Raw genomic sequence first — 14786 nt, 5'->3', positions numbered from 1 at the left:
ATGGAAAAATATTTAGAGTATAAAGACGGTAGTTCTCAAAAATTTTGGAAAATACTAGTTGAAGGTAACACCCATTCGGTAACTTATGGGAAAATTGGTACACAAGGTGTGCAAAAAGATAAAACTTTTAATTCTGAGGAAGAAGCCTTAAAAGATGCAAATAAACTTATAGCTTCAAAAGAAAAGAAAGGATATAAAACAATAAGTTCACCTTCTAGAAAAGTTGTAACCTACAAGCTAAATAGTGAAGTAGATTCAGCTCTTGCTTATAAATTTATTTCTTATGAATATGATAATGATCCTGAGATTTTAGAGTTTTTAAACAATTTTAAAGCACAAGAAAATAGCGATAAAGTTGAAGAAATTGTTATAGGAATGTGGGAAGAAGGATATGATAAAAGTAGCAGTCATATTTTAAACTTTTTCGTAGAAAACAAAGATCATTTCTCTAATGTAAAACACTTCTTTATTGGAGATATTGAGTCTGAGGAAAATGAAATCTCTTGGATACAACAATCTGGTTTTGAAAATTTCCTTAAAGCTTACAATCATATTGAAAGCTTAAAAGTTCGTGGTGGAAATAACTTAACTTTCGGAACTTTTAATTTACCAAACTTAAAAACATTGACTATTGAATCGGGTGGATTAGATGATGAACTTATTGAAGATATTGCTAAATCTAAAAACTCACTAACGAGTTTAGAAAAATTAGAAATTTGGTTCGGAACATCAGATTACGGAGCAACAGTAACAAAAGATACTGTAAAGAAATTACTTGCTGACAATCCTTTTCCAAACTTACAGCATTTAGGACTTATGAATGCTGAAATTCAAGACGATATTGTTGCTATTCTTGAAAACCATGAAATCTTAAGCAGAATTAAAACCTTAGATATTTCTATGGGAGTTTTAAGAGAAGAAGGTGGTAAATCTTTATTAAGAAATGAAGCTTTAGATCAGTTAGAAAAAATCAATTGCGATTTTCATTACATGAGTGAAGAACAAACAAAAGCGCTTCGTAAACGATTTGGTACTAAAGGAAGTTTTGAATATTCAGATTATTACGAAGAAGCTGTTGAAGACGATTGGTATTTTGTTGAAGTCGGAGAATAATAATTCATTTTTTTGAAAAAACACATTATAATAGCGCCTAAAAACTCAAGGCGAATACAGTTTTGGAAATCAGCTCTACAAAAAGAGCTGATTTGCATTTCTTATATAGATATTATACATAACGATTTCTTACTTTCTAAAGATATTTCTTATCAGATACGCTTAGAATCAGCAGGAGAAGATATCGAAACCTACAAAGAAATTCTTCTTCTAGGCTGTAAAAATGATTCCGAAAAAGATAAAATTAAAAGTACATCTTTCAACTTTGGTCAAGTTTCAAACTTTAATTTATGGTATAAAGGCTGGAATATTTTACTTCAAAAAATAAAGAATTTAGAAAACGATTATTCAATTTCTTTCATTAATGATCCGCTAGAAATACTAGCAGTATTTAATAAATCAGAAACCGTAAAACATCTTCACAATAAAGGAATATCAGTTCCAACATCATTATACTGTACTTCTTATTCCGATTTAAAAGAAAAGATGTTACAAAAACAGATTCATCAAGTATTTTTAAAACCTAAAGCTGGTTCTTCTGCTTCAGGTGTAATGGCTTTTAGATATAGAAATGAAAAAAAGCTACATTTATACACTACAATTACTACAAAAGACGAAGTATTATTCAACAGTTTAAAACTTAAACATTACAACACTGAAAGCAGTATTGACAATATTTGGTCCAAAATCCCATTTGATTCTTTACAAGTAGAATTATGGTTACCAAAATATAAACACGAAAACTTAAATATTGATTTTAGAGTTGTGGTAATAAATGGTAAAGCCGAATTTATTGTTCCTCGCGGAAGTAAACACACCATAACAAACTTACATTTAGGTAATGAAAAATTACAATTAGAACAATTAAATTTAGACTCTAAAACGGTTGAAAAAATTAAATCAATCGCTGAAAAGGCTATGCGTTGTTATCCAAAACTATTTTATGCCGGAGTAGATGTACTTTTAACACCAAAGAAAGATGTTTATGTTTTAGAAATAAATGCTTTTGGAGATATGCTGTTAAATATTACAAACGATCGAAATTTAACTACACACGAACAGTGCGCTTTACTTTTAGGGTAATTTTCAACTTTCTAAAAACGAAACTATTGAGTTAACACTTTGTGTTACAGTTTCTTCTTCTGTATTGACAGTAAAACAATGATTTTTTGATGATTCAAAAACAGAATCGATTCCAGTAAAGTTTAGAATTTCTTTATTCAAAGCTTTTTTATACAATCCCTTTACATCTCTTTTAATACAGGTTTCAATAGAACAACCAACATAAATATCTATTACATTTTCTTTTCCTATTATTGCTTTAACTAAAGTCCTTAATTCTTCTTTAGGAGTTATAAATGAAGCTATAGTAACTATTCCTGTTTCAGAAAATAACTTGGCAACCTCAGCTGCTCTTCTAATATTCTCTTTTCGATCTTCTTCTTCAAAACCTAAATCAACATTCAGTCCTTTACGCAATACATCTCCATCTAACCTTCTAGTTAGAAAACCTTTTTCTAAAAGCTGTTGATTAAGAGTGTTTGCTAATGTTGTTTTACCAGAACTAGATAATCCAAAAAACCAAATAACAGTTTCTTTCTTTAATTTCATAGTTATCGAAGTTAATACATTTCTCTTTTTGCTTTCGGAAAAATAACAACAATCAATTATTAAAACTATCAAAAACAAAAAAGCTTCACAAAATGTGAAGCTTTTAATCTAGTAGCGGGAACAGGACTCGAACCTGTGACCTTCGGGTTATGAGCCCGACGAGCTGCCTACTGCTCTATCCCGCGATATTGGACGGCAAATATACAGACTTTTAAAACACTTTACCAAATTTATTTTAACTTTTTTTCAAAAAACTATAGTATTATTTTATAATCAACACTCGTAAAAACACTTACCTTTGCCCCTATGACACATAAAGCAGGATTCGTAAATATTATTGGAAACCCAAATGTTGGTAAATCTACCTTAATGAATGCATTGGTTGGTGAGAGACTTTCCATAATAACTTCTAAAGCTCAGACTACCAGACATCGTATTCTAGGTATTGTTAATGGTGACGATTATCAAATTGTTTTTTCTGATACTCCAGGAATCATTAAACCTGCTTATGAATTACAAGATTCTATGATGGATTTTGTAAAAGCTGCTTTTGATGATGCCGATGTATTAATTTACATGGTTGAAGTTGGTGAAAAGGAATTAAAAAACGAAGCCTTCTTTAATAAAATCATAAATAGTAAAATTCCAGTGATTTTATTATTGAATAAAATTGATATTTCTAGTCAGGAACAAGTACAAGAAAAAATTGAGTATTGGAAAAAGAAAGTTCCAAACTCATTTGTATACGTAATTTCTGCTTTAGAAAAATTTAATGTAGAAACTGTTTTTTATAAAATCATTGAGTTATTACCAGACTCTCCTCCTTTTTATCCTAAAGATCAATTAACAGATAAACCTGAACGTTTTTTCGTAAACGAAACTATTCGAGAAAAAATCTTACAACATTATAAGAAAGAAATTCCTTATGCTGTAGAAGTAGAAACTGAAAGTTTTGTAGAAGAGCCTAATATTATAAAAATTAGAGCTGTTATTATGGTAGAAAGAGAAACTCAGAAAGGAATTATTATAGGTCATAGAGGAACAGCAATTAAACGTGTTGGTACAGAAGCTCGAAAAAGTTTACAACATTTCTTCGATAAAAAGATTTTCTTAGACCTATATGTTAAGGTTAATAAAAACTGGCGTTCAAACGATAAGCAATTAAGAAGATTCGGTTATAAAGAATAATTTAACATTATTAAGTTTAATCTAACAAACACTTTTACTTTGCATAACTTTTAAGTAAAGTTTTAAAATAAGTTTTGTCAAAATTATCAACCATGACAAATTTATTTAAAACTTTATTGTTAATGCTTGCTTTAAATTTAGTGAGTTGCGACAATGACACAACTACAGATCCAATTCCTACTCCAGTCGACACAACTGTTAACTTTCAGTACTTAAGTACTATTAGTGTTGGTGGTGAAGGTGCAGCTGAAATATCTGCTTTCGATAAAAAAACAAAAAAATTATTCGTTGTAAATTCTGAAGCTAAAGAAATTTCAGTTTACAATCTTGAAAACGTAATTGCGCCTCAACAACTTTCTTCAATTCCAGTAGCAAGTGGCGCTCCTAATAGTATTACTGCTTACGATGGAAAAATTGCAATCGCTTTAGAAGATGAAGTAAAACAAAATAACGGGAAAATTGCTTTATACAATGCAGAAAATAATAGTTTAATTAGCAATTACACTGTAGGTGCTTTACCAGACATGGTAACTTTTTCTAAAGATGGTAAATTATTAGTTTGTGCTAATGAAGGAGAACCTAACGCATTATATACAAATGATCCTGAAGGTAGTATAAGTATTATTGATATTGAAAACGGACAAGTAACGACTTTAGATTTTAATGCTTTTAATGGTCAAGAAGCTGCTTTAGAAGCAGATGGCTTTAGAGTATTTGGTCCTAATGCAAATCTTGCTCAAGATGTAGAACCAGAATATATCGCTATTTCAGACGATTCTAAAACGGCTTGGGTGTCTTTACAAGAAAATAACGGAATGGCTAAAGTAAATTTAACTACTAAAACTATTGAAGCTATTTATCCTTTAGGTTTTAAAGATTACAACCAAGCAGGTAATGAAATCGATCCTAGTAATGAAGATGGAAAAACAGAATTAAGAAACGTTCCAGTTTATGGAATGTACCAACCAGATGCTATTACTTATGTAAATATTAATGGAGTTGGTTATGTTATTTCAGCAAATGAAGGTGATGCAAGAGAATATATTGATGATAAAGGAACAGATACAGAAGATGACGACGAAGATATTTTTGTAAACGAAAAAAGAATCAAGAAAATTGATTTAGATCCAACTGCTTTTCCTAACGCTGCTGATTTACAAAAAGAAGAAGAATTAGGTAGATTAAAAATCGCATTAGATTTAGGTGATACTGATGGAGATGGTGATTATGATAAATTATATTCTTACGGAGCTCGTTCTTTCAGTATTTGGTCTGAAAACGGAACTTTAGTTTACGATAGTGGTAACAGTATTGCTAGTAAAACTTTAGAATTAACTCCAGCAAGATTTAACGATGAAGATAAAAGAAGTGATGATAAAGGTGCTGAACCAGAAGCGGTAGAAGTATTAAATATTGAAGACGAAAGATATATTCTTTTTGTAGGTTTAGAACGTACCGATCAAGTATTAGTATATGATATTACAATACCAACTGCGCCAACTTTCTTATCGATTTTATCACATGATGGAGATGAAGCTCCAGAAGGTCTGTTAGTGATCCCAGCAAAGGATAGTCCTAACGGGAAAGATTTAGTACTTGTTTCTAATGAAGATAGTGGAACCGTAAGTATCTATCAGAATGTAAAATAAGAACTAATTTACGTATTCATAAAAAACAACTATTGATATGCTTCAATAGTTGTTTTATTTTATAGAAACGCTACCTTTGCAGCATGAATAGTATTGTAGCAATTGTAGGAAGACCTAATGTAGGTAAATCTACTTTATTCAACAGATTAATTAAAAGAAGAGAAGCCATTGTAGATTCTGTAAGCGGTGTAACGAGAGATCGTCATTATGGAAAATCTGAATGGAATGGAAAAGAATTCTCTGTAATTGATACTGGTGGATACATCGTAGGATCAGATGATATTTTTGAAGGAGAGATTAGAAAACAAGTACAGTTAGCTATCGATGAGGCTGATATTATTTTGTTTGTTGTAGATGTTGAACAAGGTATTACTCCAATGGATGATGCTGTTGCCAAAATTCTACGTCAGGTAGATAAATCTTTATTTATCGCAGTAAACAAAGTAGATAACGCTATGCGTGCTGCCGATGCTGTTGAATTCTACAACTTAGGCTTAGGTGATTATCATACCATTTCTTCTGTTAACGGAAGTGGAACTGGTGATTTATTAGATGCGATTGCTGAAGAAATTCCAGCGCCTTCAGAAGACGAAGAAGCGATCGATGAACTACCTCGTTTTGCTGTAGTTGGTAGACCAAATGCAGGTAAATCTTCTTTTATCAATGCTTTAATTGGAGAAGACAGAAATATTGTTACCAATATTGCTGGAACTACAAGAGATTCTATTGATACTAAATACAATCGTTTCGGATTTGAATTTAATCTTGTAGATACTGCAGGGATTCGAAAGAAATCGAAAGTTAAAGAAGATTTAGAGTTTTACTCTGTAATGAGAGCTGTTAGAGCCATTGAATATTGTGACATTGCTATTGTTATGGTAGATGCAACTCGTGGCTTTGAAGGACAAGATGAAAAGATATTTTGGCTTGCTGAAAAAAACAGAAAAGGTGTTGTTATTTTAGTAAACAAATGGGATTTGGTTGACAAGGAGACCAATACTATGCGTGATTTCGAAAATAAAATACGTAAGACAATAGAACCTTTTACAGATGTGCCTATCGTATTTATCTCTGCTTTAACAAAGCAAAGAATATTTAAAGCTATAGAAACTGCTGTAGAAGTTCATGAAAATAGAAAACGTAAGATACAAACGAGTAAACTTAACGAAACAATGTTGGAGATTATGCAACATACACCTCCACCTGCAACAAAAGGTAAGTTTATAAAAATCAAATATTGTATGCAATTACCAACGCATACACCTCAATTTGCATTTTTTGCAAATCTTCCGCAGTACATAAGAGATCCGTACCGAAGGTTTGTTGAGAATAAACTTCGCGAACATTATAATTTTAATGGTGTTCCTATCAGTATATATTTCAGACAGAAATAAGAAAACATTAGTTACTTTGAATTAGATTATTCATCTAATTCAAAGTCTATTGGAATAAAATATTCGACATTTACAAAATCGTCGTTCTTTTTTCCTGGAATAAATTTCGGTAATAATGAAATTAATCTTTCCGCTTCTTTCTCCAATAATTCACCATTATCTGGACCAGAAGTTGTAACATTTTTCACATAACCTTCTTTATCAACAATAAATCTTACCCAAACTCTTCCTTCTATTCCTTCAGAAGCAGCATCAAAAGGGTAAATTAGATTGTCTACTATATTTTCAGAAATTGTAGCTTTAATACAATTATCTTTATCTGCTATTGTACTATTTGAACAAGTAATAAAAACTGGTTGATCTGTTACTTGATCGAATCTTAAATAGCTCTTTAACAACCTTTCTTCAGCAACTTTCTCTTCTTTCTTAAAGTCTAGTTGTTTCTTTTTAGCTACTACTTTTTTTTGTTTAGAAATAGCATTTAAATCCTTTTTAATTTTAAGAATATTTCGAGTATTTCTTCTTCGTACTACTCTACTTCTGGTAGAAATTGCTACAAATTCTTTTTGTTTAGATTTCTTAAAATTTTCAATTGCACATTTTCCAATACTGTTCAAATCTTCTACTTCATGATTGGGTGAAGTACATACATCATTCTGCGCTATCGCGGTAAAACAGACACACAGAAAACAAATGGTTAAATAGTTCTTTAGTTTCATAATATTGGGGGGGGTATGTTTTTTAAAACTATGATTAATAATATGTATTTGTTTTTCTTTTAAGTTTACACAACAATATTCTCTATTATTCTATTCTTACTTTTTCGTATAAATTGGTGATTTTATTAAAACTCTTTGTTAATTGATTACTTAGGTTATACATTTCTTTATCCTCGTAACCTTGCTTAAATAATCGATCTTCATTTGTTTTTACAGTTTCCCATAAGGCAGAAACATCTCCTAAAGCCTCGTCTATTCTTTCATTATTAAAACTAGATATTAAAAGATCGTTTAATGCATTATCAATTTCTGTATAAACACTTTTTAAATTACGTTCAATTTTAGCATTCTTTAGTTCTGGCTTACTAGCATAATAGTATAATGCTAATCGTTGCGATAACATACGTTGTCTACCAGATTTGTTAATAATTGCTTTTAATTCAGAATCTTCTTCTTCCACAAAAGAATCGTCTCCATCTGTTTTTCCTTTTGACTCTAAAATAATTGCATTTACTACGTTGTTTGCGTATTTTAAAATTGTAGAATTGGTGTTGATAATTTTAACGGCATCGTCTTTATTAGGTTGCGATGCTAAGAACTTTTTATACTTTTCCCAAGTATCAGTTACTTCTTTAATACGCTCTTTCGTTAAACTTGCTTCAGTATTTTTAGCAAGAATACTATTTTGCTTTTCGAAAATTATCTTAGTGATTTTTAAATCTTTTTTTGCCTTAAAATCATTCGGATTACTAAGTAAATACAAGTAAATCTTACCCATTCTTTGCGTTAACATTCTTTGCTTTCCAGAGATATTTACAGCTTTATTGTAAGTTAATGCACCGTACTTATTGCTAGATTGGCCGTAACCAATATGAATTGTTAATAACAGGATTAGAGTAAGAACTATATTTTTTAGTCTTTTTCTCATAATAATATAATTTGATGTACTTTAAGTATTAATAGTCTTTGATCTGAAATTTCGATATCGCACCATTTGGCGATAGATAAAGGATAATTAACATTGAACCGTTTTCAAATTCAACGAGATAGTTTTTCTCTTTGTCTTCTTCCATAATCAACTCATAAGTAGATATTTTACCTTTATCTTCATGTAAACTATCTATCTTTTTTGCAAACGCTTGAGCCTTTAACTCATTTTGTAGTTTTGAGTCAAATTTTGCGTGTAATAGTGTGGATTTTTTTTCGTTAAATGCTTTTTTAACGAGCTCTAATGTTTTTTTGTAGTCTTCTTCCGATTGTGAAAAAACAGTGAAACAGAAAAACAACATTAGTATAGAACTTAGTAGAACTTTCATGTTGGGGGGGATCTAATTTTTATTTATGTCAACGCAGCAAATATATGAGCTATTATCAATAAATCAAAAAATTCTCAAAGAATTCAGTAAAAAACCCCTAATAATTCATAAAAACACCTTTTTTTTAACACAAAATTCAATTATAAATATATTTCCATACGTTTAATTTAAAAATTAACATTTCTTAACCATTGTTAACTAACATTAACTTTATTTGGTTAGTTTTTTTTGTTCTTTTGTCTTGATTTTTTTGAAGGGAAGTTAAATTGTTGTGAGCGAGTATTTTTAATAGGGTTAAAATGAGAGAAGATTAAAGCCAAAACATCTCAATACTTAATACAAACACTTCAATACATTTCTTTTTCATATGTAAGTTGCTCTTAATATTTTTGGCGACTTTAAAAACAACGGGAGTATTTATGAAAAAAACATTTGCAATTATTGCTTTAATTCTATCGTTTGGGCTACAAGCTCAATCTTATAAATTTAGAATTACGGGTACAATTAAAGCTGAAAAAGAGAAAACACCAATAGAAGCTGCTACAATACATTTAGAAAAAGCAAAAGACAGTACTGTTTTATCTTACACTATTTCTGACGAAAAAGGAGGATTTTCTCTAGAAGGAAAAGTATACAATAATAAAGTAAAGCTTTATGTTTCATTTGTAGGAATGGGTGAATATAGTAAAACAATACTTTTAGAAAAAGATTCGAATATTAATCTTGGAACTATTCTACTTAAAGAAGATACTAATGTACTTAATGAAGTTGTTGTAAAATCTAGAGCTCCAATTACAATTAAAAAAGATACTCTAGAATTTAATGTAAAGTCATTCAAGACTAAAAAAGATGCTAACGTAGAAGATTTATTAAAAAAACTACCTGGTGTAGAAGTTAATGAAGAAGGACAAATTACCGTAAATGGTAAAGCTGTAAATAAAATCTTAGTGAACGGAAAACCTTTCTTTGGAAATGATCCTACCATAGCAACTAAGAATCTTTCAAAAGAAATTATTGAAAAAATTCAGATTACAGATACAAAGTCAAAATCTCAAGCTTTCTCTGGAGAAAAAGGAGACGCTAATAACAAAACAATTAACCTTACCATAAAAAAAGAAAACAACAAAGGTTGGTTTGGTAGAGTTGCCGCTGGTGGTGGAACAGATGAACGATACGAAGCAGCAACAATTGTTAACCGATTTGATAATAACACTCGTTTTAGTGTACTTGCTGGTACTAACAACATTAACTCTCCTGGGTTTAGTTTTGGAGAAATCAATAAAATGTTTGGTAATGGCGGTGGAGTAAGCTTTTCTAGTAACGGAAGTTTCTCTATTGGTGGAAGAAATTTTGGTGGTGGTGATGGAATTATTACCTCTAGAACTGCTGGTGCTACATATGCTGATGAATATGGTAAAGGTGTAGATTTAAATGCTAATTATTTTTATTCTGGAAGTAGTTCAGAAAATGTAAATAGAAGTAATCGTGAATACACAGTACAGGTTAGAGATGAAAACAACCCAACTGAAACTAGAGAGTTAATTTACTTTACAAATTCTAACTCTAATAGTTCTACTGAAAACGATAATCATAGTTTTGATACTGATTTAGATATTGAGATTGATTCTACTTTTTTAATTAATGTTTCTCCTAGATTTACATTAAATAATAGAACTAGTAACTTCAATCAATCTAATGAAACTCTTGACGAAAACAGAGCACTTACCAATAGTTTTTCTAGTTCTACAATCTCATCTTCTGATGCAAAAAATTTCCAAAACACAATAGATATTACAAAACGATTTGGAAAAAAAGGAGCTTTTATTAAAGCTTCGATTACAAATCAGTTCGATCAAACAGATGGAGAGAATTTCAACAACTCTACTATCGAAACCTTCGGAACTAATGCTAGTACAGAAATAAGAGATCAAAGAACTGATATAGATAGTGATTTAACTGGTTTTAGAACTCGTTTATCATACCGACAACCAATTATTGCCAAGAAATTATTTGTAAACTTAAATTATCGCTACAGTACAGATGAACGAACTCGAATAGAGAGTACTTTCGATTTTGATAATACAACTCAAGATTTCACAAATTTCAATACAGATTTAAGTACAAACTTTACGTTTAATGATATCACAAAAACTCCTTTGGTTGGTGTTACTTATAACGCAAAAAGCTTTAATCTAGATTTCGACATTGGGCAAACCATGAGAACTTTAGAAAATGAAGATCAGCTGAGACCTAATTTAAGTTTAGTTAAAGATTTTAATAATGTTACTATCGATGCTCGTATTCGATATAGATTTCCTTCAAAAGCTAGACTTTATGTTAGTTATGATTTAGAAAATAATGCGCCTAGTATTAGACAACTTCAACCTTTTTCAGATGTTACTAATCCTTCAAACATTGTTACCGGTAACCCTAACTTAAGACCTAGTAAAGATCACAGAGTATATGTTAGTTTTAACAAATACGATTGGCAAAAAAGATCTGGTTTTTTCCTTTGGGCTGGAGGAAATGTTAACAACGATGTTATTGTAAACAAAACAAACATTGGAGACGATTTAGTAAGAACAACTACTTACGAAAATGCAGACGGAGCTTTCAGTTATTTTGGAGGTGCTAGTTATAATAAAAGCATAAAATTAGACTCTTTATCTACACTTAGATTTAGAACTGGTTTACGTGCTAATGGTTCTAGAAGTATCAATATTTTAAATGATATTGAAAATATGACAACCACAAATTCTATTACACCTAGACTTGGTATTGAATATAACTGGAATAAGAAAATTGTAATTGAACCAAACTACGAAGTTGCTTTTACAAATACTGCTTTTAATATCGATAATATTGAAGATCAAAATTTCACAAGACATTCTTTACGAATTAGAACAAGAACTAACGTTCCTAAGAAATTAGAATGGAGAAATGATATTCGCTATACATTTAATCCGAATGTAATTGGATTTAACAGATCGGCTTGGTTCTGGAACGCAACATTAGCATATTCAGTTCTAAAAGATAAAGGAACGATAACTTTAAAAGGTTATGATTTACTAAATCAGAACACAAATGCAAGAAGAAATGTTGTTGGAAACTACATTGAAGATTCTGAAAGTACAGTATTACAACGATATTTTATGCTAGGTTTCAGCTGGAAGTTTAATAGTTTAGGACAAAAAGGAGAAGTCAGAGAATTTCACTTTTAAGAAAATAACTCAAAAAACCATCATGATTAATGATGGTTTTTTTATGCTTTTTTGCAAGTTGTCCTAGATCAACTCGACTAAAAAATACATTTCGTAAATTTGTAGCTACAAAAAAGAATGAAGATGACCATAAGAAGTTTCCATGATAATGTCGATTTAGAATTACCTCTACATATTAATATCAGTTTTAAAAAGGTATACGATCTTTTTAAAAAATACACTGATAATCAATACGAAACACATCCTTTTCATGTAGCTGCTAAAAATATGGTTGAAGAAATCGATAAAGTTCCTGAGCTAATTGAAGGATTTTCAGATTTCTCTTTACTTCAGAAGTATGAAGACATTATAAACTTAGTTTTAGATCCTTTATTTCCTGAAATACTAACTACTAATGAAATAAAAGCAGCTACGGTTCCATTTTCTTTTACTTGTTTTAAGTTTACTGAACGATTTGAAAACATTCTGAATAATGCTGGTGAAGATTATGAATTTGTTGTTCGTAACTTCGAACAAGATGCAATGTATATTTATGCTTGTACATTAATTTTATCTTCAATTTATAATTATCATGTAGATTTAAAACGTCCTTTCTATTTTGATATACCTGATAAAACAATTGATTTAGTTAAGCATTATAGAGTTGCTTTTAATGGAGATTTTATGGATATCACTCCTACTGAAAATGCTCCAAAAATTACTGAAGAAGACATCAAATTATTGCTAGATAATTTTGATAACATTGATATCTGGAGAGAGAAATTCCCTCCAAATTCATACATATTTAAAGGATTCGGAATTATGAATCTTTTTGATGTAACTGCTGATGAAACCATAACATCTATTCGAGATAATTTAGTTAGAAGAGAAGATGATAGTTTAACTAAAAAAATACGAGATAATCTTAGAGACTTTTTCTTAATTAAAGATTTAAAAGTTGGATATTCTGTATTCGATATTAGTAATATTACTGATGGTAAGGTTAAAGTAAAACGATCTGAAAGTATTATGTTAGAACAGGAAACACTAATTACCTGTGAAAAATATTTTTGCGATCATCTAATCAGTAAAATTTTTAGAGAAACTGAAAGCATTGTAATTTCTGATGTAAGTAAATACAAAGATTCAACTGGCGGAAATAGATTTTCTAACATTTTAAAAAATAAAGATATTGGAAGTATCATCCTTATTCCTATCAAAACAGATATGAGTAAAGATTTAGTTTTGTTAGAAATGGCTTCTCCTAGACCTTATGAGTTAAACTCAGTTAACAAACAAAAACTAAGAGATATTATCCCTGTTTTTGAAGCTGCTGCTGAAAGAAACTCAGAAGAATATTTAAATATATTAGAAGCTACAATTCAAGAATATTATACTTCTATACATCCGTCTGTAAAATGGCGTTTTTATGAAGCTGCTGAAAATTATCAAAATGCATTATTAGATAAAGATGAAGATGCTAAAATTGAAAAAATAGCATTTAAGGATGTTTATCCGTTATACGGACAGTTAGACATTAAAGGTTCTTCTTTAGCTAGAAATACAGCAATTAAAGATGATTTAACAAAGCAATTAAGTTCTGCAATTAATGTTTTAAAAGAAGCTTGTAAAAAGGAAAAACTTCCTATTTACGATGAATTAATGTATCGTGTACAAGAGTATTTAATTGAAGTAGAACAAGGAATTAAAGCTGGTGATGAAGTTGCTATTTTAGATTTCTTAAAACGTGAAATTTATCCTGTATTTAGTCATATTAAAGAGATTAATGATGAATTAACTCAATTGGTAGATAAGTATCTTGGTCAGCTTGACAATGATCTTCAAGTAGTTTATGAAAAACGAAAAGATTATGAATTAAGTGTTACTAAGTTAAACGATAAGCTTACAAAGTTTATAGACAAGAAACAGGAAGAAGCTCAAAAGATATTTCCACATTATTTTGAACGTTATAAAACTGATGGTGTTGAATACAACATGTACATTGGTCAATCTATAACAAACGAAAAGAAATACGATTCGCTGTACTTGTACAACTTAAGATTATGGCAACTACAAACTACCTATGAAATGGAAAATGTTGCGTATAACTTAAGAGAAAAGTTACCTCATGATTTACGTGTCGCTTCATTAATATTAGTCCATAGTAATCCGTTAGCTATAGAGTTTAGAATGGATGAAAAACAATTTGATGTTGATGGAGCTTATAATATTCGTTACGAGATTATCAAAAAACGAATTGACAAAGCACATATTAAAGGAACTACAGAGCGTTTAACAACACCAGGAAAGATCGCTATTGTATATTCACAAGATAAAGATGCCAACGAATATTTAAAGTATATTAAATATTTACAATCTAGAAATTATCTTGGGAAAGTAGAATTGCTAGAATTAGAAGACTTACAAGGTGTTTCAGGATTAAAAGCAATTCGTGTAGAAGTAATTTACAATAATGAAGAAAATTCGAAATCTACATTATCTATCGACGAACTTATTAAGAAATTATAATTTCTTAGAACCATAAATAAAAAGAACCTCTACATTGAGGTTCTTTTTTTATTTCTAATCCTCTATC

General features: G+C 29.9%; 11 protein-coding genes and 1 tRNA gene. 7 read left to right on the top strand and 5 right to left on the bottom strand.

Annotation, left to right across the window (positions count from 1 at the left end):
• Positions 1–1113: a WGR domain-containing protein gene (locus Q1A15_RS10245; protein ID WP_299622877.1), complete on the top strand. Its 1113-nt coding sequence runs from the start codon at positions 1–3 to the stop codon at positions 1111–1113.
• Between the two features lie 12 nt (positions 1114–1125).
• Entirely contained in the window at positions 1126–2196 is a 1071-nt protein-coding gene (locus Q1A15_RS10240) for an STM4014 family protein (protein WP_299622875.1), read from the top strand.
• A gap of 3 nt (positions 2197–2199) precedes the next feature.
• On the opposite strand, the gene cysC is transcribed toward Q1A15_RS10240, so the two are convergent.
• Together cysC and Q1A15_RS10230 are read right to left on the bottom strand one after the other, a co-directional pair.
• Complete coding sequence (cysC, locus tag Q1A15_RS10235) at positions 2200–2724, bottom strand: adenylyl-sulfate kinase (RefSeq protein WP_299622872.1); 525 nt, start codon at positions 2722–2724, stop codon at positions 2200–2202.
• Positions 2725–2836: 112 nt separating this feature from the next.
• A tRNA-Met gene (locus Q1A15_RS10230) sits at positions 2837–2909 on the bottom strand.
• Between the two features lie 121 nt (positions 2910–3030).
• On the opposite strand from Q1A15_RS10230, the gene era reads away from it, so the two are divergent.
• The 3 genes from era to der all read left to right on the top strand — a co-directional run bounded on the left by era (position 3031) and on the right by der (position 6955).
• The gene (era, locus tag Q1A15_RS10225) at positions 3031–3912 is read left to right on the top strand and encodes a GTPase Era (RefSeq protein ID WP_299622869.1); all 882 of its coding nucleotides are present in this window, start codon (positions 3031–3033) and stop codon (positions 3910–3912) included.
• A 92-nt stretch (positions 3913–4004) separates the two neighbouring features.
• Positions 4005–5561, top strand: coding sequence for a choice-of-anchor I family protein (locus Q1A15_RS10220; RefSeq protein ID WP_299622867.1), 1557 nt, complete (start codon positions 4005–4007; stop codon positions 5559–5561).
• Positions 5562–5644: 83 nt separating this feature from the next.
• Positions 5645–6955, top strand: coding sequence for a ribosome biogenesis GTPase Der (gene der, locus Q1A15_RS10215; RefSeq protein ID WP_299622864.1), 1311 nt, complete (start codon positions 5645–5647; stop codon positions 6953–6955).
• Positions 6956–6981: 26 nt separating this feature from the next.
• Here der and Q1A15_RS10210 read toward each other — a convergent pair whose 3' ends face one another.
• The 3 genes from Q1A15_RS10210 to Q1A15_RS10200 form a co-directional block, all read right to left on the bottom strand.
• Positions 6982–7674 (bottom strand): energy transducer TonB, encoded by a 693-nt coding sequence (locus Q1A15_RS10210; RefSeq protein WP_299622861.1) that lies wholly within the window; start codon positions 7672–7674, stop codon positions 6982–6984.
• An 85-nt stretch (positions 7675–7759) separates the two neighbouring features.
• On the bottom strand, positions 7760–8602 hold the full coding sequence (locus Q1A15_RS10205) for a type IV pili methyl-accepting chemotaxis transducer N-terminal domain-containing protein (RefSeq protein ID WP_299622859.1): 843 nt from the start codon (positions 8600–8602) through the stop codon (positions 7760–7762).
• A gap of 28 nt (positions 8603–8630) precedes the next feature.
• Positions 8631–8990, bottom strand: a complete 360-nt coding sequence (locus Q1A15_RS10200) for a hypothetical protein (protein ID WP_299622856.1) — start codon at positions 8988–8990, stop codon at positions 8631–8633.
• Positions 8991–9409: 419 nt separating this feature from the next.
• Here Q1A15_RS10200 and Q1A15_RS10195 point away from each other — a divergent pair, with 419 nt between their 5' ends.
• On the top strand, positions 9410–12211 hold the full coding sequence (locus Q1A15_RS10195) for a TonB-dependent receptor (RefSeq protein WP_299622853.1): 2802 nt from the start codon (positions 9410–9412) through the stop codon (positions 12209–12211).
• A 123-nt stretch (positions 12212–12334) separates the two neighbouring features.
• Entirely contained in the window at positions 12335–14719 is a 2385-nt protein-coding gene (locus Q1A15_RS10190) for a GAF domain-containing protein (protein ID WP_299622849.1), read from the top strand.
• Positions 14720–14786: the final 67 nt, after the last annotated feature.

It is taken from the genome of uncultured Tenacibaculum sp. (assembly GCF_947495995.1).
Lineage (GTDB): Bacteria > Bacteroidota > Bacteroidia > Flavobacteriales > Flavobacteriaceae > Polaribacter.
The sequence above is the reverse complement of the archived record's forward strand: the minus strand, read 5'-3'. Positions and strand labels throughout refer to the sequence as shown.

Excerpts from the sequence above, each read along its gene's own strand:
- cysC (WP_299622872.1), bottom strand. The coding sequence starts at position 2,724 with ATGAAATTAAAGAAAGAAACTGTTATTTGGTTTTTTGGATTATCTAGT.
- der (WP_299622864.1), top strand. The coding sequence starts at position 5,645 with ATGAATAGTATTGTAGCAATTGTAGGAAGACCTAATGTAGGTAAATCT.
- Q1A15_RS10190 (WP_299622849.1), top strand. The coding sequence starts at position 12,335 with ATGACCATAAGAAGTTTCCATGATAATGTCGATTTAGAATTACCTCTA.
- Q1A15_RS10220 (WP_299622867.1), top strand. The coding sequence starts at position 4,005 with ATGACAAATTTATTTAAAACTTTATTGTTAATGCTTGCTTTAAATTTA.
- era (WP_299622869.1), top strand. The coding sequence starts at position 3,031 with ATGACACATAAAGCAGGATTCGTAAATATTATTGGAAACCCAAATGTT.
- Q1A15_RS10200 (WP_299622856.1), bottom strand. The coding sequence starts at position 8,990 with ATGAAAGTTCTACTAAGTTCTATACTAATGTTGTTTTTCTGTTTCACT.
- Q1A15_RS10245 (WP_299622877.1), top strand. The coding sequence starts at position 1 with ATGGAAAAATATTTAGAGTATAAAGACGGTAGTTCTCAAAAATTTTGG.
- Q1A15_RS10210 (WP_299622861.1), bottom strand. The coding sequence starts at position 7,674 with ATGAAACTAAAGAACTATTTAACCATTTGTTTTCTGTGTGTCTGTTTT.
- Q1A15_RS10195 (WP_299622853.1), top strand. The coding sequence starts at position 9,410 with ATGAAAAAAACATTTGCAATTATTGCTTTAATTCTATCGTTTGGGCTA.
- Q1A15_RS10205 (WP_299622859.1), bottom strand. The coding sequence starts at position 8,602 with ATGAGAAAAAGACTAAAAAATATAGTTCTTACTCTAATCCTGTTATTA.